Here is a 22,716-nt window from a genome sequence, read left to right on the forward strand (position 1 = left end):
CGGCAAGCTCGGCGAGAACATCCAGCGGGTGCTCGACAACGGCGACGCCAACATCGTCAAGGGCCTGCTGAACTCGTTCCTGGTCTCCGGGACGAAGCCCAGAGCGGCCGCGACGAGGTCCAGGGTGAGCGCGAAGTCGACGGAACGGTGGCGGATGTCCGGCTCGAAGCCGGCGAGCCGGCACGCGTGCAACGTCGACCGCAGGCACGGCGTGTGCTCGGCGCTGGCGATCCAGGGCACGTCGCGCAACTCGCTCAGCCGGCCGGTGTGACGGCGCCACCCGACCGGGGTGACCAGGTGCATCGGGTCGGTGGTGACCGGGTGCCGGTCCAGGTCGTCGACCAGCGGGGCGGGCACGTGGTCGTACTCCTGCAGCACCGCCACGTCGAGGGTCCCGGAGCGCAGGTCGAGGCGGCTCTGCTGGTCTTCGGCCTCGATCACCCGCACGTCCAGCTCCGGGTGCTTCGCCCGCGCCCGGGCGGCGGCGGGGGCCACCAGCGCGCCGGCCGCGGACGCGAAGGCGCCGACCCGCACCGTGCCGCTGACCCGGTGGTGCAGCGCGGCGAGGCCAGCCACCGCCTGCTCCACCGCGCCCAGCACGTCCTTCGCGTGGCTGGCGAGCACCTGGCCGGCCGGGGTGAGCACGATTCCCCGCCCGGCGCGCTCGACCAGCTCGTGCCCGGCCTCCCGGGACAGCTGGACGAGCTGCTGGGACACCGCCGACGGGGTGACGTGCAGCGCCGCGGCGGCGGCGGTGACGCTGCCGCGCAGCGCGACCTCGTGCAGCACGCGCAGCCGGCGTACGTCAAGATCCATGTAGCCACGCTACAACAGCGATGAAGAACATTGAACTGGTCCTTAAACATTCGCTCGGGCAGCGTAGCTGGCATGAAGGCATCGCACCGATTTCTCGCCGTGCTCGTCGCCGCCATCTGGGGCGTCAACTTCGTCGCCATCGAGCTGGGCCTGCGCGACCTGCCCCCGCTCGTGCTGACCGCGCTGCGCTTCGTCGCGGCGGCGGTGCCGCTGGTCTTCCTGGTCCCGCGTCCCAGCGCCCGGCTCCGCTACGTGGTCGCCTACGGGCTGGTGCTCGGCGTCCTGAAGTTCGGCGCCCTCTTCACCGCGCTCGCGGCGGGCATGTCGGCCGGGCTGGCCTCGCTGGTGCTGCAGGCGCAGGCGCTGATGTCGGTGCTGCTGGCGGCGGCGGTGCTGGGCGAGCGGCCGGCGCGGGCGCAGGTGGCCGGCGTACTGGTCGGATCGGTCGGGATCGGCGTGTTGGCGATCGGCAGCGGCGGCCAGGCCACCGTGATCGGCTTCCTGCTGACGCTGTTCGCGGCGGCCAGCTGGGCCGTGGCGAACCTGGTCATGCGGGCCAGCGGCGAGAAGCGACCGCTGTCGCTGCTGGTCTGGTCGAGCCTGGTGCCGCCGCTGCCGCTGCTCGGCCTGGCCGGCGTGGTCGACGGTGGCCACGCGGTGCTGGATGCGATCACCGGCCTGTCCTGGCGCGGGCTGCTCGCCGTGGCCTACGTCGCGTACGTGTCGACCCTCGTCGGCTTCGGGATCTGGAACCAGTTGATCGCCCGGTACTCGCTCGCGCGGGTGGCGCCGTTCAGCCTCCTGGTGCCGGTCTTCGGGCTCAGCGCGGCGTGGCTGCTGCTCGACGAACCCGTCGGCCCGGCGGAGCTGGCCGCGGCCGCCATCGTCCTCGCCGGGCTGGCGCTGGTGGTCCGGGGTTCCGCGGCGGCCCGCGACAACGCCACGGCGGCGAGTGAGGGTGGCGAGCGCCAGCCCGCCCGGGCCGTCGCTGCCTAGTCCCGGTACGAGAGCGGCGCGACGCACCGGTAAACCCTCCTGTGACGGTCGTTCCACCGGGTTTGACGCGGCTCAGGTGTGGGGTAGATGCCTCCCCGTCAGCGATGGCGACGGCTCACGGAGCTGAGGGAGAAGGCAGGTCAGTCAGTGGTGAACTCGCCGCCCAGGCCGACCATGTCGAGGACCGCGACCGTGATCCGGGACGGCCGGCGCAGCACCATGGTGCGCCCGCGTGCGGCGACCCGCCGGCGGGCCGTCAACAGCGCCGTGACCCCCGCGGCACCGAAGAAGCTGACCCGGCTCAGGTCGAGCACCAGCACCGTGGGCGGTTGGCTCGCCATCAGGCTGTCGACCACATCCACCAGCCGACCGACGGTGTCCATGTCGAGTGGCCCGGTGACCTCCACCACGATCGCCGGGCCGTCCCGGGCGACCGCGAGAGACAGGAGTGGCGCTCGGGTGGGGGCGTCCGGCGGCTGGCGGGGAGGTGCGTGATGGACGGACATGGACCGCTCCTCGGTGAGGAGATCAGGGGACCGGGTCTGCGCCGACGCCCGCGGTCAGCGGGCGGCACTGGTCCTGGGCTCATGTCCGAACCCACCCCGACCCTAACCGGCTCCCGCCCAATCCGCACCTACCCATCCCCGGCAACCGGTCACGAACTCCCCGTTCAGGAGGTAACGGTGGTGTCCCCCGCTGCTGATTTCCCTCTGGCCTCGGCGTACAGCCAGTTGCTGGCCCTGCTCGCCGATTCGCTCCAGGTCGACGTGTTCCTCGACCACGTCGTCAAGGTCGCGGCGGAGGTCATCCCCCCGGCCGTGGCCTGCGGGCTGACCATGCGCCGGGACGGCGGTGAATTCACCGTCGCCAGCAGCGGCGACCTCGCCGCCAGAGCGGACGAGATCCAGTACGGGGCCGACGAGGGACCGTGCCTCGCGGCCCTGCGCCGGGAACGGGTCGTCGAGGTCGTCGACCTGCGCGAGGACCGCCGCTGGCCGAGGTACCGGGAACACGCCCTCCGGCTGGGCATCGTCAGCTCCCTGTCGCTGCCCATGACGGTCGATCGCGAGACGGTCGGCGCGTTGAACCTCTACGCCACCCAGCCCGCCGCCTTCACCGAAACGGCGCGCCGGCACGCCCTGGCGTTCACCGACCAGGCGACGGCGGCGCTGACCGTCATCCTGCGCCAAGCCGACCAGTCGGTGCTGCACCAGCAGCTCACCGACGCGATGGCCTCCCGCAGCATCATCGACCAGGCCATCGGGGTGCTGATGGGCCAACAGCGGTGCACCGCCAAGGAGGCGTTCGCCCTGCTCCGCCAGGCGTCCCAGCACCGCAACCGCAAGCTGCGCGACGTGGCCGCACAGATCATCAAGCAGATCAGCGGCGAGGATCCGCCACCGGCTCCCGAATTCACGGCATCGCGCCCGCAGCCATGACCAGGCATTGAGTTCGGGTTTGCCGCCCGCGAGGAACACGTGGGCTCGTTGGGCGCCGGCGCGAAGCATCCAAAGACGCGTCAGACCGCGAATGCCCTCGCCCGGGCGCGGCCATACTCGGCCAGGGAGTAGAAGGCGGCCTTGGGATCCCACGGCATTCCTGGATAGGCGATCCGGTGCGGCCGGGTGGGAGGACCTTCACGATCCCGAAGCTGCCCAGGTCGAAGTCCCGCTCGGGGTGCTCTGAGGTGGGCAGGTGCCGGGAGGCGAAGGTGTAGACGAACGCGGTGTCCACGCCACCGGCGTCGTCGACGTCGAGGAGATCGCGCAGGTAGGCGGCTTGTTCGGGTTCGTCGCGCTCGACGATCTCGGTGAGCCGGGCGGCGGGCGCGGTGCGCTCGTCGTATCCGATGATCTCGCCGCGGCTGCCGCTGGGCTCCTGCTGCACGCCGGGGAGGACCTGGCGGACCCGCGCCGGGTCGGTGAGGACGGCCGCCCGCTCGGTCAGAATGTCACCGGGCATGAGCCCGATCGTCATCAAGCTGATTTCCGAGCCGGTGAGGGACCGGACGTTTGCCCCTTCTCGCCGGATCCGCTCGACCGCCGCCTCGCGTGAATGGCCGCGAGGCGGCTGACGGACCCGGCTACCGCCCGGTCCGGGAACTCAGGCCGGCCGAAAGGAGTCCCGGCCGGCCGGCGCCGCATGCTTGATCATGAGGTGGCGGGTGACGGAGTATTCGGCAACGGCCTCCTGGCTCATGTCCTTGCCGAAGCCGGAGCCCTTCACGCCACCGTGCGGCGCCTCGGAGGCGATCGGCAGGTGGTCGTTGACCCAGGTGACGCCGGCGTCGAGGCGGTGGCTGACCCGCAGGGCACGCGAGACGTCACGGGTCCAGACCGACGAGGCGAGCCCGTACTGGCTGTCATTGGCCAGCCGAACCGCGTCGTCCTCGTCGTCGAAGGGAAGCACCACGACCACGGGGCCGAACACCTCACCCTGCACGATCTCGCTGCGTTGCTCAGCACCGACGACCAGGGTCGGTGGGAAGAAGAAACCAGGCCCGTCCGCAGGTGATCCGCCGAGCGCGACGGTGGCGCCGTCGGCTGCCGCGCGGGCCACGAAACCCGCCACCCGGCTGCGATGCTCCGCCGAGATGAGGGGGCCGATGTCGGTCTCGTCAGACCACGGGTCGCCGGTGCGCACCTTCGTCAGCGCGGCCTCCAGCGCGCCGGCCGCGTCCTGGTAGACGGAGCGTTGCACGTAGACGCGGGTGGCGGCGGTGCAGTCCTGGCCCGTGTTGTACGTCGCCCCCATCGCCACCCCTGCCGCCATTTCGGACAGGTCGGCGTCGTCGAAGACGATCGCGGGTGCCTTGCCGCCGAGTTCGAGGTGCACGCGCTTGAGCCCGGCGACCGCGCCGCGCATCACCTCTCGGCCGGTGCGGGTCGATCCGGTGAGGCTGACCATGTCCACGCCGGGATCCTCAACCAGAGCCGCACCTACGCCGGCGCCGCCCGTGACGGCCTGGACCAGACCAGCTGGCGCGCCTGCCTCCTGCGCCAGCCGAGCCAACGCCACCGTCGTGCGCGGGGTCTGCGGCGCGGGCTTGATGACCACCGCGTTGCCGGCCGCGACGGCCGGACCGATCTTCCAGATCGCCATGATCAGTGGGAAATTCCAGGGCGCGATCGAACCGACGACACCGACCGGCCTGCGGACCAGCAGCGAGGTGTAGCCGGCCGACAGAGTGCCCGCCCCCGTCCCGTCCAGGGAGCGCGCCGCGCCCGCGAAGAACCGCAGGTTGTCCACGCCGAACGGCAACTCGCCGTCGCGCACGACCGACGCCGGCTTCCCGGTCTCCTCGACCTCCAGGCGGGTCAGTTCCTCGGCGTCCCGTTCTACGAGGTCAGCCAGACGCAACAGCACCCGGGCACGATCGGCGGGGGTGGCGTCACGCCACTGCTCGAAGGCGGCGCGCGCGGCGGCCACGCGCTTCGCGACCTCTGCGGGGTCGGTGTCCGCGATCTCTGCTATGACGGCACCGGTCGACGGATTGATCAGGATGGCCACGGTTGCTCCTTAGCTGTTGAAACCGACACCGAAGCGGTCAAGAAGCCGTAGCCACGGCCCCCGCCGCCCGTCGCGCGCGTCCGCCGCGGCCAGCGCGCGGCGGGTCACCTCCACCACCGGGTAGCGCAGCGGCTCCGGAGGGAACGGCACCGGGCGCCGTCGTACCATCTGCAGCCGGGTCCGTTCGGTGTCGCGGCGGCCGAGCAGGTCCAGCGCCACCTGCGCGCCGAACCGGGACGCGGCCACGCCGAGTCCGGTGTATCCGACGGCGTAGGCGATTCGGCGGTCGCACGTGGTGCCGAACATCGGGGTGAACCGGGTGGTGGAGTCGATCACCCCGCCCCAGCGGTGCGTGAACCGGATCCCGTCGAGTTGGGGGAACGTGTCCCCGAAGTGTTGGGCGAGCAGTTGGTGGGTTGCGTCGCGCCGGTCGAGTGCCGCCTCCACCCGGTTGCCGAACCGGTAGATGGCGTCGTACCCACCGAAGAGGATCCGGTTGTCGTCGGTGAGGCGGTAGTAGTGGAACTGGTTGCCGGCGTCGGTGACGCCCTGCGCGTCGGGCCACCGAAGCTGCCTCCGCTGCTCGTCGCTGAGCGGCTCGGTGACGAGGACATAGTCGTAGACCGGCAGGACCCAGTGGCGCAGTCGCCGCAGGGGCGGCGGATAGCCGTTGGTCCCGATGACCACGTGCCGCCCGCTGATGCGTCCATCGGCGGTACGCGCCACGACCCCGGTGCGGGACCGATCGAAGCCGGTGACCCGGGTGTTCTCGTAAATGCGCACGCCGAGTGACTCGGCGAGCGCCGCCAGCCCCCACGCCAGTCGGGCTGGGTCGACCAGTCCGCCGGCGCCGCGCAGTCGCATGCCCGCGAGGTACGTGGGTGAGGCCACGTCGGCGCGTACCTGCTCGGCGTCGAGCAGGACGGCGTCGTCGCCGTAGGTGTGGTGCAGTTTGGTCAGCGCGGCGAGTTCGGCCACCTGGTGGGGGGCGACCGCTACGGTCGTCTTGCCGCACAGCCTTAGACCGGCGTCGATGCCGAACTGCTGCACGGTTGCGGCGATCGCGGCGAGATTCTCCCGGCCGAGCCGGACGAGTGTCTCCATCTCGGCGGGCCAGCGCGACACGCCGTGGGACAGGCCGTGGGTGAGCGAGTCGGCCACGAACCCGCCGTTGCGTCCGGACGCGCCGAAGGCGATCCGTTCGGCCTCCACTAGCACGACGTCGGCGGCGGGGTTGTCCTGCTTGGCCAGGATGGCCGTCCACAGGCCGGTGAAGCCGCCGCCGATCACCACGAGGTAGGCGGTGGCACCGCCAGTCAGCCGCGCCCGGGGGTGCGGCCGCTGCCGCCGGTCGGTCCAGAAGCTCGTCGGTGCCGCGTCGGCCAGCGCTGCCCGCGCTTTGGCCCGCGCCGCCGTGGCCGCGGCGCTGCGGGCCGGTGGCCCGTACCAGTTCGTCAACGAGATGTCCCGGCCGTGCGGGCCAGCCGCTCGATCGCGTCGGCCGCCTGCCGCAGGCCGTCCGCGGCCTGGATCGCCGCGGCGTGCGCGGCGAGTCGATGACGCAGGTCCTCGTCGCCGAGCAGGCGCTCGATCGCCCCGTGCAGCTGTTCGTCGGTGAAGCGGTACGGGTCCAGGCGCGCCCCGAAACCGAGTTCGTCGACCCGCTGCGCGTTGTCGTACTGGTCCCAGAACAGCGGCAGCACGATCATCGGCTTGCCGAAGTGGAACGCCTCGGTCGTGGTGTTGTTGCCGCCGTGGGTGATGACCAGGTCGACCAGGGGGATGATCTTCGTCTGCGGCAGGAACTCGGCGCCCCACATGTTGTCGGCGAGGTCGATCTCGGCGTGCAGCGGGCCCTTGGAGACGATGTAGCGGTGCGGCGTCTTGGCCAGCGAGTCGATTACCCGGCGCATCAGCTCGACGTCGGCGGAGCCGAGCGAGCCGAGGCTGAAGTAGATCAGTGCCCCATCCCGGTCCGCGAGCTCCGGCGGCATGGTGAACTCGTCGTCGGTCTCGCGCACGGACGACTCCAGTCGCTGCCAGGTAGGGCCGAGCGGTCGGACGTCGGTGTAGTCGGCGATCTCGGGATACACGTAGAGGTTGAGGTCACCCTCGTGGATGAACTCCAGGTCAGGCAGGCCCGGTGCACCCTGGTCCCGCACCCAGGCGTCGAACTCCTCCCACACGGGACGGTGGACACGCTCGTACTCCGCCTGGAACGCCGCCCATCCCGACCGGTCCGCGGCCGGATACCCGGAGAAGACCGGGGCGACGTCCTCGCCCTTGATCTCCAGCGGGTTGCAGGAGACGATCCGCACGAAGGGCACCCCGGCGGTGTTGAGCGCAGGGAAGGCGACCACGTTGTCCTCGACGATGACGTCCGGCCGTACCCGGTCGATGATCTCCAGCAGCCGGGGCTGGCAGTACCTGGCGCCGTTGATGAGTTCGATCCACACCGGCTTCACCCAGGTGTCGAGCTGCTCGATCGTCGGCTTGCGGAACTCCGGCGCCGTGTCGCGGATGAAGTCCTTCCAGAACTGCCCGGCGTCCTGCTCCTCGGGGTTCTCCGCTGGTGGGGCGAGGTCGACGAGATCCTCCTCGAAGCCGAGCGCGGTCAGCTTGCCCCGCCACGACGCCTCGGCCGCGAACACCACCCGGTGTCCGCGTCGGCGCAGCACGTCGCCGATTCCGATGCAGTTGTTCGTAGGGCCGTAAGCGCTCTCGGGCATGAGCAGGACCGTCAGCTGAGACATCGCATCTCCCGGATGTGGCTGTTGAATCGAGATTCAACAAGGTCCTCGTTCGGCAGTCAATACGCAGGCACTATGGTGTTGGGGAGATTGTTGACGTCGGACTTCGGATCGGTGCCGTATGAAATCGCGTAAGTCCCGCGCCGAGCGCCGCCAGGACCTGATCGAGGCCGCCCGCCGCGCCATGGTCCAGCACGGGACGGACACGGTACTGCTCAACCAGGTCGCCGAACAGGCGGGCCTGACCTCCGGAGCGGTGCTCTACCACTATCCCGACCTGCGGGACCTGCTGCTGGATGCCCACCATGCCGGCATGGAGCGCTTCTACGAGCTGCGGGTGAAGAAGATCGCGGACGTCTCCGACCCGGTGCGGAAACTGGTGCTGACCATCCGCTCCGGACTGCCCACCGACGCCGAGGACGCCGACGTGCGCCTGCTCTGCGAGCTCGGCGGGGCGGCTGGCCGCAACCGGGTCTACGCCGCCCTGCTGACCACGCTCTACGATCGGCAGGTCTCCATGTACCAGACGATCCTCGAACTCGGCGCCGCCCAAGGCGTGTTCACCCTCGCGGCGGACTCTCAGACCATCGCCCGCAACCTGGTGGCGCTCGAGGACGCGTACGGCTACCGGATCGTCGCGCGGCACCCGACCCTGCACGCCGCCGAGGCGGTCGAGCTGATCCTGTCGTACGCCCGGCTGGTGACCGGCAACCCGCTGGACGTGCCCGTGGAGCCGGCCCAGCCACCACGCGCCCGCAAGCCCACAACCTGAACGGGCCCGCCCGGCTACGGGGCCGGATCGTCCCGGCGCCCGGCACGTCAGGCACCGTCGAGCAGCACGACGTCGACGCCCGGCCAGTCCACCCGTGTCTTGTCCCCGAGCGCCACCGAGGCCGCGCCGGCGACCGTGGCCATCAGCGGACGGTCGAGCCCGGGAACATCCACCGCCACCCGCGTGGTCCCGCCGAAGAACGTCACGTCGCGGACGACCCCGGTGAGACCGCCGTCGCCACCCAACCGGACTCGCTCGGGGCGGACCGCCAGCGTCACCGCCTTCCCGACGGCGTCCGGGGCCGTGGGGCAGGGCAGCACGCCGACGTCGGGCACCCGCAGGCCGTCCGTGGTGAGCACGCCGGTGATCAGGTTGTTCGCCCCGATGAAGTCCGCCACGAACAGGTCGGCCGGCCGTTCGTACAAGGGCACCGGTGCGTCGACCTGACGCACGCGGCCCTCGCTCATCACCGCGATCCGGTCGGCGAGCGACATCGCCTCCTCCTGGTCGTGCGTAACGACCACGAAGGTGATGCCCACCTCGTGCTGCAGCCGCTTGAGCTCCAGTTGCATCTCGGCGCGGACCTTCTTGTCCAGCGCGGACAAGGGCTCGTCGAGCAGCAGGAGGCGGGGCCGCTTCACGATCGCCCGGGCCAGCGCGACCCTTTGCCGCTGACCGCCGGAGAGCTGGTGGGGCCGGCGGCGGGCCAGGCCGGTGAGGCCGACGGTGTCGAGGACCTCGTCAACCCGATCGCGGATCTCGCTTCTGGGCAGGCGCTCGCGCTCGAGACCATACGCGATGTTCTTGGCCACGCTCATGTGCGGGAACAGTGCGTAGGACTGGAACATCAGGTTGACCGGTCGCCGGTGTGGTGCAACGGCGAGCAGGTCGCGACCGTCGAGGGTCACCGACCCGCTGTCCGGGTGCTCGAAGCCGGCGAGGATCCGCAACAGCGTCGTTTTGCCGCAGCCGCTGGGGCCCAGGAGGGCGAAGAACTCGCCCTGACGGATCTCGAGACTGACCTGCTTCAGGGCCTCGATGTCGCCGAAGCGTCGGCTGACCGACTGGATGCTGACCAGGGGCTCGCCGGTGTGGGGCTGGGTCATATTGACTCCGTGAGGCGGGACAGGCGCTGGGCTGCGATGACGAACGTGAAGCTGACCGCCACCAGCAGCGTGGCAAGGGCGTTGATCTCGGGGGTGACGCCGAACCGCACCATCGAGTAGATGACGATGGGCAGCGTCGGGTCCTGCGGGCCGGCGGTGAAGAAGGCGATGACGAACTCGTCGATGGACAGGGAGAAGGCCAGCAGCGCGCCGGCGACGATGCCCGGGGCGAGCGACGGGAGGGTGATCCGGACGAAGGTCTGCGGCGCGGTCGCGCCCAGATCGCGGGACGCCTCTTCGAGAGACCCGTCGACGTGGGCCAGCCGGGTGCGGACCACGGCTGCGACGAAGGCCGTGCCGAACACGGTGTGCGCGAGCAGGATCGAGTGCAGCCCGAGCGTGAACTGAACCGCGGTGTAGAAGGCGAGCAGGCCGATGGCCAGCACGATGTCGGGGAGCACGGCCGGCGCCACGGCGATCGCGTCGAGCAGTTTCGAGCGCGTGTGCCGGGCGAGGCCGACGGCGAGCAGGGTGCCGAGCACCGTGGACAGGGCGGTGGCGCCGGCTGCGACGGCCAGGGTGTTGACGAGACCTTCCCGTACGGCCCGGTCGGCGAACAGCCGCCCGTACCAGGCGGTGTCGAAGCCGTCCCACCGGTACGGGGTGTCGGCTGCGTTGAAGGACATGATCACGAGGACCACGATCGGCAGGTAGAGGAAGAGGTACGTGAGGCCGGCGGGAAGGTAGAGCCAGCTGAATCTACGCACGGTTACCACCTGCCAGTCGCCGGGTCGCCCACGCCTGCACCATGAGCAGCAGCACCAGCAGGGCGATCACGATGAGGGCGAGGGTGGATCCGAACGGCCAGTCCCGGGCCTTGAGGAACTGGTCGCGGATGAGGTTGCCGACCATCACCGTCCGGCCGCCGCCGAGCAGTTCGGGGATGACGAAGTTGCCGAGGCTGGGCACGAACACGAAGACGCAGCCGGTCAGCACCCCGGGCAGGGTCAGTGGCAGGGTCACCGACCAGAAGGTGCGGGCCGGACGGGCGCCCAGGTTCGCCGACGCCTCGCGAAGTTGCGGGTCGAGGCGCTCGATCGCCGAGTACAGCGGCAGGACCATCAGCGGCAGGTAGGCGTAGAGCAGGCCGCCGACGACCGCGCCGGACGTGTAGAGCAGTTCCAACGGTCGGTCGACGATCCCGGCCCCGGTCAGGGCTCGGTTGATCACCCCCTCGCTGTTGAGCAGGATGATCCAGGCGTAGGTGCGGATGAGGAAGTTGGTCCAGAACGGCAGGACCACGAGCACCAGCGCGACCGTGCGCCAGCTGCGAGGAAGCCGGGCGATGAGGTACGCGGTGGGGTAGCCGAGCAGCAGCGCCGCCAGCGTGGTGATCCCGGCAAGCTTCACCGAGGTCCAGATGACGCTGAGGTAGAGCCCGTCGGCGACCCGGGTGAAGTTCTCCGCCGATGCTTCGTGGACGACCCCGCCGAAGCGACCCCGGTGGAACAGGGTGTAGCTGAGTACGAGCGCGAGCGGCACGAGCATGAAGACGGTCAGGTAGCCGATCCCGGGTCCGAGGGTGGCTAGTCCTCCGACGAGTCGTTCCCTGCGGGCGGCGCGTTGAGGGGCGAGAGTAGAGCTCATCTAACTGGCCGACACCTCGGTCGCGATCCGGGTGTACGCCGGGGCGGCCTCACCCAGGTCGACCGGAACCTCGCCCTTGAGCAGCTCGGCCGGGGTCATCTTCAGCTGCGGGTGGGTTGCCAGCAGCTTGGCGTCGACCTTGGCCATGGCAGCGGCGTTGGGCACCTTGTAGAGGATGTTCTCGGCGGCCCAGGAATGGTTCTCGGGGTCGAGGATGTAGTTGATGAAGGCGTGTGCCGCCTCCTTGTTCTTCGAGGTCTTGAGGATGACCATGGTGTCCACCCAGAGATCGCTGCCCTCCTTGGGCACCACGAACTTGATCTTCGGGTCGTCGGTGGGGCACCAGCCGTCCCACGCCTCGACCAGCGCGGCCTCGCCGGACTTGAGCCGGTCGCCGAACGTGGTGTCGTCGTAGGCCAGCAGCGTCTTCTTCGCCGCGATCAGCTTCTGCTTGACCTGCTCCAGCTGGTCCGCGTCGGTGGCGTTAGCGGAGAACCCGAGCGTCTTCTGCGCCGGGAGCATGAGCCACCGCTCGGTGGCCATCATGGTCACCTTCTTGGCCAGCTGCGGCTTCGGCGAGAGCAGATCCTGCCAGCTGTCGGGGGTGTAACCGGTCAGGTCCGCGCGGTAGCACAGGCCGGTGGTGCCCCAGGTGTACGGCACGGAGAACTTGTTGCCCTTGTCGTAGGCCAGCTGCCCGGCCTCCGGGTAGAGGTTCTTGAGGTTGGGCAGGAGATCGGCGTGAATCGGCTCGACCAAGCCCTGTTCGGCGAGCGCCTGGGCGAATTGCCCAGATACGAAGGCGACGTCGACGCCGCTGTCTGCGCCGGCGGTCAGCTTCGCCATGATCTCTTCGTTGGTGGCGTGCTTGGTGACGGTGACCGTGGGACCCTTCGCCGCCTTGAACTTCTCGGGAAGGTCCTCCGGCATGTAGCCGTCCCAGTTGGAGACCGTGAGCTTCTGCTTGCTCAGGTCGGCGTTCGGGTCGAGGGAGTCTGCGCTCGCGGCGCCGGCCTTGTCGCCGCCGCCGCACGCCGCCAGGGCGAGCACGAGGCTGGCGGCGAGGGCCACCGGTGCGGCGGTACGCCGGGCAGGTCTGAACAGCAACACTCGGCACTCCTGTCGGGAGTCGAGACAGTGAACCGGAGTGTTGCAACGCACGTCAACATGCGCAAGACTCATGCTGCCTTTTGCAGCCGACTTTTTACGCCGGAAACTGAACTTGGATTCAACACAACTCCCGGTCCCGCCCGGCGCCTCCGCCGCGCTCGTCGAGGCCCTCTCCGCCCGTCACGCCGTAACCGGCCTGCAGGTGCGCCGGTTCGTCCCGTTGCCTCGCGGCCCTCTCGGGGAGCGGCTGATCACGGTCGACCAGACGAACACCTCGGTCGTGGTGGGTGAGCGCGTGGTCGTGAAGTGGATGCGACCGGCGACCGGCGGCGGGTCGTTCGACCGGGCCCCGGACCTGCTGGCGCACTTGGCGGCCACGGGCTTCGCCCGTACGCCGACGCCGTACGCGGCCCTCTACCGGGACGGACCGGACGCCGGCCTCGCGGCGGTCGTGACCGCCTTCCTGCCAGACGCGGTCGACGGGTGGGACTGGTGCGTGGACGCACTGATCGACCAGCTCGACGGCGGACCGCCAGCCGATCTGGCCGCCGACCTCGGCGTGCTGGCAGCGGAGTTGCACAGCGCCCTGGCCACGCCGTCCGAGACCATCCCGGCGCCGGTCGTGCTGAGCTACCGGGATTGGGCGGCCGACGGCTTGGCCGTCCTGGATGAGGCGCACCGCCTCGTCGCCGCCGACGACGACGAGGCGGCCCTCTGGCTCGCGGCACACCTGCCCCAGCTCGCCGCCGACATCGAGCGGTCCCGCGCCGTGGACCGGACATACGTAATGCCGCCGCACGGCGACCTGCACGTCGGGCAGGTCCTGCGGTGGCGGGGCGGGCTCGCGGTGACGGACTTCGACGGCAACCCGACGCTGGCGACGCCCGGCGCCGGCATGCTCACCGAGCCCGCCGCGCGGGACGTGGCGCAACTGCGCACCAGCCTGCTGCACGTCGGCCAGATCGCCGACCGGCGGACCGGCGGCCGGCACCGGCCGGCCGTGGCCGACTGGGGCCGGCGGGCGGTCGACGACCTGCTCGCGGCGTACCTGCGCACGCTGGACGAGCGGGGCATGACACAACTATTCGACGAGCGGCTGCTCCGGCCGTTCGAGGTCGAGCAGGAGTGCCGCGAGTTGTGCTACGCCGCCCGCTTCCTGCCCCGCTGGCGCTACGCCCCGATGGGCGTACTTCGCCACTGGTACGACTAGAGGAGCCACATGGACCCGCGTCTGTTCCTGGCCGACCTGGAGGCCAAGCCGGCGTCGCTGCGCCGGCTGGCCGCGGCGCTCGCCGCGGACGACCCGTGGCACGCGCTGCCGGACCCGGTCGCGCGCGTGCTGCTGCTCGGCATGGGCAGTTCGCGCTACGCCGCCGAGGCGGCCGCGCTGCGGCTGCGCGCCGCGGGCGTCGACGCGGTCGTCGAGTACGCCTCAACCACCACCTCGTACCCGCCGGGCCCGGGAACCCTGGTGGTCGCCATCTCCGCCACCGGGGCCAGCCGGGAGACCCTCGACGCCGCCCACCGCTACCAGGGCTCGGGCCGGCTCGTCGCCCTCACGAACGCCCCGGACTCGCCCCTGGGGAAGGTCGCCGACCTCGTCGTCCCGATGCACGCCGGGGTCGAGGCCGGCGGGGTGGCGTGCCGAACCTTTCAGCACACCATGGTGCTGCTGCTCGACCTGGTCGCCCGACTGGCCGCGCGGCGGCGCGCCGCCGGCTCCAGGGCGCATGAGGTGGCCCGACTCGCCCGGCGCGCCGCCGATGCCACCGAGGACCTGCTCAACCGCCGAGACCAGTGGCTGCCGGCAACCGCCGACCTCCTGGACGGCCCGCACGGCATCTACGCCCTCGCGCCGGCCGAGCGGCTGTCCTCGGCGTTGCAGTCGGCGCTGATGGTCCGTGAGGGCCCGCGCCGGCCCGCCGACGGGTGCGAGACCGGTGACTGGTCGCACGTCGACGTCTACCTCACCAGGACGCTCGACTACCGCGCCCTGTTCTTTCCCGGCTCCCGGTACGACGCGCCGGCGTTGGATTGGCTGCGGCAGCGGGGGTCCACGGTGCTGGCCGTCGGTGCTGAGGTGGCGGGCGCCGCGGCGACGGTCCGCTACCACGGCGACGACGACCCGGAGGTCCGCCTGCTCACCGAGACGCTGGTCGCCGAGCTTGTCGCCGCCTCGTGGTGGGCCAGCTCCTGAAACCGAGATCAGGTTCGGTGCCCTGGTAGCCAGCAGGCCAACGAAGCTCTTGACTGTCTAATTGAATCCGGCTTTAAATTGCGGGCACGCCAGGTCAGGCGTTCGCGACCGGAGGTCAGCCATGGGATCCAGAGGTCGAACACCGCTCACCAGCCGTCTGCGTGCCACACTCGCCGCGCACGCCGAATCCGAACGGACCGGAATCCCGGTCGACGAAGTCATCGACATGCACGCCGCAGGCGTGTCCCGCCGCAGGCTGCTCGGCGGCGCCGCCCTCGTCGGAGCGGCCGCCGCCGTCTCGGCGGCAGGCCTGCCCCGGCCGGCCGCCGCAGCCACCCCGCCCCCGTCGGTGACCATCGTCGGGGCCGGGCTGGCCGGTATCCGTGCCGCCCACTGGCTCTACCGGACCAAGGGCATCAAGGCGGCGGTCTACGAGGGCAGCTCCCGGATCGGCGGCCGCTGCTACAGCCTGCGCGGCTTCTTCGCCGACGGGGTCGTCGTCGAGCACGGCGGCGCCTTCATCAACACCGAACACAACACCATCCGCAACCTCGCGAACAGTCTTGGGCTCAGCCTGCGCACCGTGAACGGCGGCAACCAGCCGCCCGGCGGCGACCGGTACTGGATCGACGGCGCCGACTACCCGTACAGCGCGGCGAACGCCGACTGGGGCCAGGTCTACCAGGCGTTCAAGGCCGCCCAACAGGCTGCGCCATACCCCCAGACGTACAACAGCTACACCTCGGCCGGCCTGGCGCTGGACAACCAGACGGTCAACCAGTGGTTAGACGCCAACATCCCGGGCGGCCTCTCCAGCCGATTCGCCAAGCTCATGCAGAGCAACGTCGTCGCCGAGTACGGCCTCGACCCGGACCAGCAGTCGGCGCTGAACCTGATCTACCTGCTCGGCTGGAACGGGCCGAACTCGTTGGCTCCACTCACCGGGGGCGACGAGAAGTACACGATCATCGGCGGCAACGACCAGCTGCTGACCGGCATGGTCGGCCAACTGCCGGCAGGCACCGTGACACTGGACCGCAAGCTGGTGGCGGTCAAGGCGAACGCCAACGGCTCGGTCACCTGCACGTTCCAGGCCGGCACCACCTACACCGACGTGACCTCCGACAAGGTGATCCTCGCCCTGCCGTTCACCATGCTGCGCGAGTGCGACCTGTCCAAGGCCGGGTTCTCGACAGTGAAGATGCGTTCCATCAACGAGTTCGACCTGGGCAGCAACGCGAAGATCCACGTCCAGTTCACCAGCCGACCCTGGGTGACGCAGGGCTACGGCGGTTCCACCTACACCAACGTCAGTGGGTTCCAGTGCGCCTGGGACGACACGGTCAACCAGCCGACCAACACTGGCGTGCTCTGCGAATTTCCCGGCGGCAGCCAGACGACGGCCTGGACCGGAGCTGCGTTCGGCTCGGCGCCGGCCGCACAGGTCACATCGTTCCTCAACCAGTTGGAGCCCATCTATCCGGGCATCACCGCCGCCTACAACGGCAAGGCCTACCGCGACGCATGGCCGCTCAACCCCTGGTCGAAGGGCGCCTACTCGGCCCAGAAGCCGGGCCAGTACACCCGCTTCTTCGGCATCGAGGGTGTTCGCGAGGGCAACGTCCACTTCGCCGGTGAACACACCTCGACCGAGTACTTCGGCTACCTCAACGGGGCGGTCGAATCCGGCGAGCGTGCCGCCAAGGAGGTTGCCGGCCCGTAACCAGCCGATTCACGCCGGGTGCCACGGTGCTGCCTCAAAACGGTGCCGGCAGGCCGTCCGGGACTCTCGCATGGCCGGTGATGGGCCAGCCGGCCATGCGAGAGTCCGCCCAACGCGCCGCCCTGGTTGACGCGGGCCGCTAGGTAAAGCGCTCGCGATAGAGATCGATCAACTCGGAGTTGCGGCGATCTGCTGAAGGGACGCTTCGGTTGCGCGGGTCATCACCGGCGCGATCCCCAGCGACTCCAGATAAGCCGCGGTGTCCTTCATCTCCTGGCTGCGTCGCTCGGCGTGAAGCTTCGTGCCGGACAGGAGGCGATCGATGACGGCTTGCCCGTCTCCCGCTAGCTGAGAGGCGATCTGGTCGCGGGCCCATTGTTCGTAACCCGCGGCGCGGCTTGCCTCAACCGCCTCCCAGATGATGGAGGCGAGACCCTTCATGAAGACGCTGCGCAGCAGCTTGTGTGCCATGGCCGCGCCGGCGGGAGCGTTGAGCAGTTCAACCTTCGCCCCCAGGAGACTCATCAGCTCATCGACCGTCCTGGCACCAGATCCGCTGACCATCAGGGGCGTCTGCGCGCCGTGCCAGGTCACCGGGCCGAGGATCGCAACATCGGCAAACGACGCTCCTGTGCCATCGATGTCCCGCGCGAGTTGCTCCATCACTGCCGGTGCCGACGAGGTGAAGTCCGCGTAGCAGGCCTTCGGCAGCAGGTGCGGCGCGGCCGCTTTCGCGATGCCGGGTGATGCGGCGGCACCGGTCATGACGAGCACGACCTCAGCGTCTGCGACTGCCTCCGCTATCGAACGGGCCCTGCGAACGCCGACGGGCGTGGGACTGTCGGCCGGGTCGACCCCGATCACGTCATGACCGTGGTCCGCCAGCGCGGCTGCGTATCGGCCGCCGGCTTCACCAAGGCCGATCACTGCGCACTTCACGGTTTGGTTGCCTCCAATGTGCTTCTTTGCCTACAGAACGCGGGCCTGCGCTGCGGCCAGGGCCCCTGCCGCACGCCGCAGCTCTGGAACCCAGGTCTCGAGCTCGTCGATCGAGTGACGCTCGCTCGGGCCAGACAGGGTCGCGACTCCGACGACGTCTCCGCCGGGCCCGTGGACGGGCGCACTGGCGCCAGACGTTCCTACGGCCCGTTCATTGACACTGATGTTGTAGCCGCGGTTGCGGATGAGGGCGAGTTGCTCGCGAAGCGCCTCCGGCGTGATGGCGACGCCTTCGGCGCTTCGCATGGTGCCCGCTGTGCTGATCAGTTTCTCGAGGTCCGCCTCCGTCATCCATGCTGCGAGTACCTTCCCCGCCCCGAGGTAGAGCGGCAGCCGCCTACCAATTGGCAGCTGGTACCGCAGCGGGTAGGTGCCTTCGACCCGTGCCACCACGATGCGCTCCATCCCGGAGCGCACGTGATAGGAGGCGGTGAGCCCGGTCGTCGCGGCAAGTTCTTGCAGGACCGGGGTTGCCGCGCGGCTGGCGCTGTCTGAGACAAGGAAGGCGTGCGCCGCGGCGAGGACGGCCACCCCGATGCGGTAGCCCCCGGCGTCGCTGGTCACGTAGTCCCTCTGTTGCAAAGTGGTCAGGATCCGCAACGCCGTTGCCCGGTGTAGCCCGGTGGCGCGGGCGACGTCAGCGAGCCGCACGGGCCCTTCGTGTTTGGCGAGCGCGTCAAGGACGTCCATGGCGCGCTCCAACGAGCGCATGTTGGTGACACCCTTGGCTGGGGATTCCAGCGTGTTGGCCTCGGCGTCCGACATAACCACTCCTTGTTCCGCCCTTCGCGTTACCGACGGACTGTAGCGATAGCCTCGCGGCGCCTGGCTTCGTCGACGAAGACCGCCTCGGCGGCGGTGGCGACTGCCTCGGCGTCTGCTTGTGGCACCACGACAACTCCATCGGCGTCGCCGATGACGATGTCTCCGAGGCTGACCGCGACGCCGCCAACGGCAATCGTCACTCCGAGTCTCCCGGGACCGTGCTTGTAGGGCCCTGCCGGGGTGCACGCCCGGGCGAACACCGGCATGCCGATCTGTCCCAGGTCGGCGGCGTCCCGCGCCGCGCCGTCAAGGACGAAGCCGACTATCCCGGCGGCTGCGGCCCGTCCACCAATGAGCTCCCCGAGCAGCGCCCTCGATTCGTCTGCCTGCCCGTTGACGACGATGACGTCTCCTGGCTCGGCGATGCGCAGCGCTTGGTGGATGGCGGCGTTGTCGCCTGCCCGGGTCCAGACGGTGAAGGCTGGTCCGGCGACTTTGGCTCCGGGCCAGATGGCCTGAATGCGGGAATCGAGAGCGCCGAGACGCTCCATGGCGTCGCCGATGTTCGCCGTGGGCAGCGCCGCAAGGCGTTTGACCACCTCTGGGCTCGGACGGACGAAGTCGGCCACTGCGGGCGAGACGCTAACGGTTTCCGTCATCGTGGTGTTCACTTCTTGGCCACGAGGGGCAGGACCGCCTTGACAGTCTCTTCCTGCTCGCCCCAGAACTTCTTGTAGTCGTCTGCGCTCAGGTAGTTCGTCTGCAGGCCGAGGGCCTTCATCTTGGACACGACGGCCGGGTCCTCGATCGCCTTCTTCAGGGCTGCCTGCAGCTTCGTGGCGACCTCGGCGGGCAGGCCGGCGGGAGCGGAGTACCCGCGGGCGGTTGCGGAGATGACGTCGACGCCCTGCTCCTTGAACGTCGGGGTGTCGGGGAGGAACTCGCTGCGCTGTTCGCCCATCACGCCGAGCAGCTTGATCTTCTTCTGCTTGACCAGGTCCGTGACGTCACTGGCGCTGCCGATGTACACCTGCACGTGGCCGCCGAGGAAGGCAGCGGTCGCCTGAGAGGCACCTTCCGAGAAGTGCACGAGCGCGAACTTCGCGCCGGTCTTCTGCTCGATGTCGACGGCGGCGAAGTGCTCGCCGGTCTGAATGCCGGTGGTGCTGGCGGTGATCTTGCTCGGGGTCTTCCTCGCCGCCTCGATCAGGTCCTGGAGAGAGTTGTACGGGCTGTCGGGTGCCACGCCGATGACGGCGGGGTCGATCACCTGCATGCCGAGGGGCTGGAAGCTGTCGCGGGTGTACTTGGCTCCCCGGGACTTGTCCAACGGGGAAACCACGACCGAGGGCGAGCCGGTACCGCCGATGGTGTAGCCGTCGGGCTTGGCGCTGGTGAGGGCGGTGTAGCCGATCTGCCCGCCGGCGCCGGGCTTGTTGACGACCTCGACGTTGGTGCCGAGTTCCTTCTCAAGCAGGGGAGCGATCAGCCGGGCTGCGGTGTCGACGGCGCCGCCGGGCGCGAAGGAAACGATGAGCTCGACCGGCTTTCCCTTGCGGGGCCAGTTCTTCGCTTCTCCCGCCGAGGACGCGGAGCCGTTGGGGCCGCAGGCTGCCAGGGCCAGGCTGATGCACAGCGCTGCCGCGGCGGCGAGGGATGTTCTGGGGCGCATGGGGGTTCTCCTCTGGCTTGTTCGATGGGGGTTCGGTGGGTGGGGTCTGGGTCGGCGCTACCGACGTCAGGTCTCTGGGTCCTCGTTGAGGGCCGCGGGCTTGCGCAGACGCAGCAGCGGGCTCGCGGCGATGAGGACGCCGATGACGAGGAGGACGAGGGTCAGGGGGCGGGTGAGGAAGATCGTGAAGCTTCCCTGGGAGATGTCCAGGGACTCCCGCAGAGATCTCTCCATGAGCGGTCCGAGGACCACGGTCAGGACCAGCGGGGCAAGGGGGATGTCCAGGCGTCGCATGGCGAGTCCGACGACGCCGAAGAGGATCATGACGAAGACGTCGAAGACGCTGTAGTTGATCGTGTAGGAGCCGATCACGAGAAAGAGCAGGATCAGGGCCGTCAGGATCTTCTCGGGGATCCGCAGGATGGCCGTCCAGAGCCTGACCAGCGGGACGTTGAGGACCAGCAGGATGACATTGCCGATGAACAGGCTCGCGATGATGGCCCACGCCACCTCGGAGTGCTCGGTGAAGAGGGTCGGTCCGGGGGTCAGGCCCTGTTGGAGAAAGGCGCCCATGAGGACCGCGATGGTGGGCGACGCGGGAATGCCGAGGGTGAACAGCGGAATGAGTGCGCCGTTGGCGTGGGCGTTGTTGGCGGTTTCCGGTCCGGCAACACCCTCCACGGCACCCGAGCCGAGTTCGTGACGGTAGCGCGAGAATTTGCGCTCGGCGCCGTAGGACAGCAGCGACGAGACGGATCCCGTCATGCCGGGAATGAGACCGAGGAGGAATCCGACACCGGTGCCCCGGGCGATCGCGGGAGCACTACGCCGTAGGTCGGTGCGCGTGGGCAGAAGGCCCCTCATGCCGGGGGTGAGCGGGTGGTTACGGCCACCGGTCACGGTCATGAGGATCTCGGACAGGCCGAAGAGCCCAACGATGACCGCCACGAAGCTGACCCCGTCGAGAAGGCGCTCGCTACCGAAGGTGAACCGCGGCGCTCCGGCGACGGGATCGATCCCGACCATTGCGATCAGCAGTCCGAGCACTCCGGAGATCAGAGCGCGGACCATGCTCTTTCCGGCCAGCGCGACGAGCAGGGAGATGCCCACGACCATGAGGCCGAAGAACTCCGGCGGACCGATCTTCAGGCCCAGAGATCCCAACGGGCGGGCTGCGATGACGAGACCGATGGTGGCGACCACGCCGCCGACGAACGATCCGATGGCCGCGATCGTGAGGGCCACCCCGGCGCGGCCCTGCTTGGTCATGGCGTAGCCGTCGATGGTGGTGATGGCTGACGCCGCCTCGCCGGGCGTGTTCAACAAAACGCTGGTGATGGTGCCGCCGTACGCCGTGCCGTAGAAGATGGCGGCCAGCATGATGATCGCGCTGGTGGGTTCCAGGTTGAGCGTGAGCGGGATGAGCAGTGCCACGCCGGCTACCGGACCGATGCCGGGAAGCACCCCGATCAGCGTGCCGACCAGGCAGCCGATGAAGGCGAACAGGAGGTTCTGCGGCGAGAGCGCATCGGCGAAACCGCCCAGGAGTTCGTTCACGACGTCCACGTCACACCCCCAGCCAGGTCAGCGGCGGCACGGTCGCATACGGCAGGGGAACGAGCAGGAAGTCATTGAACAGGTGGAAGGCGCCGATGCTCCCTGCCACCGCGACGACGACTGAGGTGAGCCACCTGCTCCGGCCCATGACCCGCAGGTGGAAGAGCAGGAACAGCAGCATGCTGGCCTGAAAGCCGAGGAAGTTCAGCACGGCCGCCAACACCACCAGAGAGGCGACCGTGATCGCGGCGCGCTTCCAGGGTTGGGCATCCTCGGCGGGGCTTTCGACTGCGGCACGGCGGGTCTGGATGAACCAGGCGACGCTCAACAGGGCCAGGGCCGACGCCAGGACCAGCGGGAAGAACCCTGGCCCGGGGCCTTGCGGCAGCCAAATGCCCAGAGCGCGGGCCGAGATGACGACGTACACGGCGATGACGATCAAGACCGCTTGCGCCACCCAAGCACCGAGAGGGCGCACCTGGCTTTCGCCGGCCTTCGGTGCGGCTTTGTTGCCGGTGGGCATCTGCACTGATAACTCCATGTTTCACTGTATGAAACAATGTTTCACTGACGTGACATGGATGATGCAGGCCGGGCCCTACATCGTCAAGCCTTCGTTTCGCCGCACATCCGGGCGGCGGCAGCATCTACCGACGGCGAGCCGGCGCCGAGCGGGAAGCAGCTGGGGGCGGCAGAGCTATGCCGACAGCGGAAGGGCTGAATCATCAACAGCCACCGAGCCCACCTACCGACGAATCGAAGGTCTGCTCACGTAGGGCCCTGTGAAGTCGACGGCCGGGCGATCGGCGCGAGCAGGCTTCGACCAGTGGCTGGACGGATACCCGCGTACACCTGAGGTGACCCAGCCGAGATTCCGTTGGCCAGTAACGCTAAACCGGTTCCGGACCATCACAAGCCAAGGCTGAAGGACCTGGTTAAGGATCGTCAGTGATCGTTGGTCGGTCGTGGGTGTCGGTGTCTTCTGGTTTGATGCGGGGCGGTGTGAACCGCCCCGGGTTCTGTGGAGACCTCAACTGTTGGCTCCAACCACCTCGCGGGGCTGGGGTTGAGCGTAGAACATCGATTCGTATTCGGT

Annotated in this window: 22 protein-coding genes; 6 read left to right on the forward strand and 16 right to left on the reverse strand. The window is 69.4% G+C overall.

Features of this window, described 5'->3' with window-relative positions; all coding sequences use genetic code 11:
• Positions 1-816 (reverse strand): LysR family transcriptional regulator (locus tag ACWEVO_RS06260; protein WP_452306508.1); only part of this gene is annotated, 816 nt, incomplete at its 3' end.
• A 72-nt stretch (positions 817-888) separates the two neighbouring features.
• Between ACWEVO_RS06260 and ACWEVO_RS06265 the strand changes: the two genes are divergently transcribed.
• Complete coding sequence (locus ACWEVO_RS06265) at positions 889-1,812, forward strand: EamA family transporter (protein WP_452306509.1); 924 nt, start codon at positions 889-891, stop codon at positions 1,810-1,812.
• 140 nt (positions 1,813-1,952) lie between these two features.
• Here the strand turns inward: ACWEVO_RS06265 and ACWEVO_RS06270 are convergent, their stop codons facing one another.
• Positions 1,953-2,318 carry an STAS domain-containing protein gene (locus tag ACWEVO_RS06270; protein WP_452306510.1) on the reverse strand — a complete coding sequence of 122 codons (366 nt, stop codon included), beginning with the start codon at positions 2,316-2,318 and terminating at the stop codon, positions 1,953-1,955.
• Positions 2,319-2,495: 177 nt separating this feature from the next.
• Between ACWEVO_RS06270 and ACWEVO_RS06275 the strand changes: the two genes are divergently transcribed.
• Entirely contained in the window at positions 2,496-3,251 is a 756-nt protein-coding gene (locus ACWEVO_RS06275) for a GAF and ANTAR domain-containing protein (protein WP_452306511.1), read from the forward strand.
• On the opposite strand, the gene ACWEVO_RS06280 is transcribed toward ACWEVO_RS06275, so the two are convergent.
• The 4 genes from ACWEVO_RS06280 to ACWEVO_RS06295 form a co-directional block, all read right to left on the reverse strand.
• Entirely contained in the window at positions 3,226-3,789 is a 564-nt protein-coding gene (locus ACWEVO_RS06280) for a hypothetical protein (RefSeq protein WP_452306512.1), read from the reverse strand. The genes ACWEVO_RS06275 and ACWEVO_RS06280 overlap by 26 nt on opposite strands.
• Before the next feature lie 126 nt (positions 3,790-3,915).
• Positions 3,916-5,322 (reverse strand): aminobutyraldehyde dehydrogenase, encoded by a 1,407-nt coding sequence (locus tag ACWEVO_RS06285; RefSeq protein WP_452306513.1) that lies wholly within the window; start codon positions 5,320-5,322, stop codon positions 3,916-3,918.
• Positions 5,323-5,331: 9 nt separating this feature from the next.
• Positions 5,332-6,780, reverse strand: a complete 1,449-nt coding sequence (locus ACWEVO_RS06290; RefSeq protein WP_452306514.1) for an NAD(P)/FAD-dependent oxidoreductase — start codon at positions 6,778-6,780, stop codon at positions 5,332-5,334.
• The gene (locus tag ACWEVO_RS06295) at positions 6,777-8,075 is read right to left on the reverse strand and encodes a glycosyltransferase (protein WP_452306515.1); all 1,299 of its coding nucleotides are present in this window, start codon (positions 8,073-8,075) and stop codon (positions 6,777-6,779) included. The genes ACWEVO_RS06290 and ACWEVO_RS06295 overlap by 4 nt, the downstream gene beginning before the upstream one ends.
• A gap of 118 nt (positions 8,076-8,193) precedes the next feature.
• Here ACWEVO_RS06295 and ACWEVO_RS06300 point away from each other — a divergent pair, with 118 nt between their 5' ends.
• Complete coding sequence (locus ACWEVO_RS06300; protein ID WP_452306516.1) at positions 8,194-8,844, forward strand: TetR/AcrR family transcriptional regulator; 651 nt, start codon at positions 8,194-8,196, stop codon at positions 8,842-8,844.
• A gap of 47 nt (positions 8,845-8,891) precedes the next feature.
• On the opposite strand, the gene ACWEVO_RS06305 is transcribed toward ACWEVO_RS06300, so the two are convergent.
• Genes ACWEVO_RS06305 through ACWEVO_RS06320 form a run of 4 tightly spaced genes read right to left on the reverse strand, consistent with a single transcriptional unit; the run spans position 8,892 to position 12,704 of the window.
• A complete protein-coding gene (locus ACWEVO_RS06305) occupies positions 8,892-9,950 on the reverse strand; it encodes an ABC transporter ATP-binding protein (protein ID WP_452306517.1) in 1,059 nt (352 codons plus the stop codon).
• Entirely contained in the window at positions 9,947-10,717 is a 771-nt protein-coding gene (locus tag ACWEVO_RS06310; RefSeq protein ID WP_452306518.1) for an ABC transporter permease, read from the reverse strand. The genes ACWEVO_RS06305 and ACWEVO_RS06310 overlap by 4 nt, the downstream gene beginning before the upstream one ends.
• The gene (locus ACWEVO_RS06315; RefSeq protein WP_452306519.1) at positions 10,710-11,597 is read right to left on the reverse strand and encodes an ABC transporter permease; all 888 of its coding nucleotides are present in this window, start codon (positions 11,595-11,597) and stop codon (positions 10,710-10,712) included. The genes ACWEVO_RS06310 and ACWEVO_RS06315 overlap by 8 nt, the downstream gene beginning before the upstream one ends.
• Positions 11,598-12,704 (reverse strand): polyamine ABC transporter substrate-binding protein, encoded by a 1,107-nt coding sequence (locus ACWEVO_RS06320; RefSeq protein WP_452306520.1) that lies wholly within the window; start codon positions 12,702-12,704, stop codon positions 11,598-11,600.
• Between the two features lie 115 nt (positions 12,705-12,819).
• On the opposite strand from ACWEVO_RS06320, the gene ACWEVO_RS06325 reads away from it, so the two are divergent.
• The 3 genes from ACWEVO_RS06325 to ACWEVO_RS06335 all read left to right on the forward strand — a co-directional run bounded on the left by ACWEVO_RS06325 (position 12,820) and on the right by ACWEVO_RS06335 (position 16,627).
• On the forward strand, positions 12,820-13,917 hold the full coding sequence (locus ACWEVO_RS06325; RefSeq protein WP_452306521.1) for a hypothetical protein: 1,098 nt from the start codon (positions 12,820-12,822) through the stop codon (positions 13,915-13,917).
• Positions 13,918-13,926: 9 nt separating this feature from the next.
• Positions 13,927-14,904 (forward strand): SIS domain-containing protein, encoded by a 978-nt coding sequence (locus ACWEVO_RS06330; protein WP_452306522.1) that lies wholly within the window; start codon positions 13,927-13,929, stop codon positions 14,902-14,904.
• Between the two features lie 241 nt (positions 14,905-15,145).
• Complete coding sequence (locus ACWEVO_RS06335; RefSeq protein WP_452306523.1) at positions 15,146-16,627, forward strand: flavin monoamine oxidase family protein; 1,482 nt, start codon at positions 15,146-15,148, stop codon at positions 16,625-16,627.
• Between the two features lie 168 nt (positions 16,628-16,795).
• Here the strand turns inward: ACWEVO_RS06335 and ACWEVO_RS06340 are convergent, their stop codons facing one another.
• From ACWEVO_RS06340 to ACWEVO_RS06365, 6 genes are all read right to left on the reverse strand, one after another.
• A complete protein-coding gene (locus ACWEVO_RS06340; protein WP_452306524.1) occupies positions 16,796-17,566 on the reverse strand; it encodes an NAD(P)-binding domain-containing protein in 771 nt (256 codons plus the stop codon).
• Between the two features lie 30 nt (positions 17,567-17,596).
• Positions 17,597-18,391, reverse strand: coding sequence for an IclR family transcriptional regulator (locus tag ACWEVO_RS06345; protein WP_452306525.1), 795 nt, complete (start codon positions 18,389-18,391; stop codon positions 17,597-17,599).
• A gap of 26 nt (positions 18,392-18,417) precedes the next feature.
• On the reverse strand, positions 18,418-19,020 hold the full coding sequence (locus tag ACWEVO_RS06350; protein WP_452306526.1) for an RraA family protein: 603 nt from the start codon (positions 19,018-19,020) through the stop codon (positions 18,418-18,420).
• Between the two features lie 38 nt (positions 19,021-19,058).
• Positions 19,059-20,063 carry a tripartite tricarboxylate transporter substrate binding protein gene (locus tag ACWEVO_RS06355; protein ID WP_452306527.1) on the reverse strand — a complete coding sequence of 335 codons (1,005 nt, stop codon included), beginning with the start codon at positions 20,061-20,063 and terminating at the stop codon, positions 19,059-19,061.
• A gap of 66 nt (positions 20,064-20,129) precedes the next feature.
• Positions 20,130-21,620 (reverse strand): tripartite tricarboxylate transporter permease, encoded by a 1,491-nt coding sequence (locus ACWEVO_RS06360; protein WP_452306528.1) that lies wholly within the window; start codon positions 21,618-21,620, stop codon positions 20,130-20,132.
• Between the two features lie 10 nt (positions 21,621-21,630).
• Positions 21,631-22,143: a tripartite tricarboxylate transporter TctB family protein gene (locus ACWEVO_RS06365; RefSeq protein ID WP_452306529.1), complete on the reverse strand. Its 513-nt coding sequence runs from the start codon at positions 22,141-22,143 to the stop codon at positions 21,631-21,633.
• Positions 22,144-22,716: the final 573 nt, after the last annotated feature.

It is taken from the genome of Micromonospora sp. NPDC003776 (assembly GCF_053605645.1).

Bases quoted from the DNA above. Each gene is read 5' to 3' on its own strand.
- ACWEVO_RS06265 (WP_452306509.1), top strand. From the start codon at position 889: ATGAAGGCATCGCACCGATTTCTCGCCGTGCTCGTCGCCGCCATCTGG.
- ACWEVO_RS06270 (WP_452306510.1), bottom strand. From the start codon at position 2,318: ATGTCCGTCCATCACGCACCTCCCCGCCAGCCGCCGGACGCCCCCACC.
- ACWEVO_RS06280 (WP_452306512.1), bottom strand. From the start codon at position 3,789: ATGACGATCGGGCTCATGCCCGGTGACATTCTGACCGAGCGGGCGGCC.
- ACWEVO_RS06295 (WP_452306515.1), bottom strand. From the start codon at position 8,075: ATGTCTCAGCTGACGGTCCTGCTCATGCCCGAGAGCGCTTACGGCCCT.
- ACWEVO_RS06300 (WP_452306516.1), top strand. From the start codon at position 8,194: ATGAAATCGCGTAAGTCCCGCGCCGAGCGCCGCCAGGACCTGATCGAG.
- ACWEVO_RS06305 (WP_452306517.1), bottom strand. From the start codon at position 9,950: ATGACCCAGCCCCACACCGGCGAGCCCCTGGTCAGCATCCAGTCGGTC.
- ACWEVO_RS06315 (WP_452306519.1), bottom strand. From the start codon at position 11,597: ATGAGCTCTACTCTCGCCCCTCAACGCGCCGCCCGCAGGGAACGACTC.
- ACWEVO_RS06330 (WP_452306522.1), top strand. From the start codon at position 13,927: ATGGACCCGCGTCTGTTCCTGGCCGACCTGGAGGCCAAGCCGGCGTCG.
- ACWEVO_RS06345 (WP_452306525.1), bottom strand. From the start codon at position 18,391: ATGTCGGACGCCGAGGCCAACACGCTGGAATCCCCAGCCAAGGGTGTC.
- ACWEVO_RS06355 (WP_452306527.1), bottom strand. From the start codon at position 20,063: ATGCGCCCCAGAACATCCCTCGCCGCCGCGGCAGCGCTGTGCATCAGC.
- ACWEVO_RS06365 (WP_452306529.1), bottom strand. From the start codon at position 22,143: ATGCCCACCGGCAACAAAGCCGCACCGAAGGCCGGCGAAAGCCAGGTG.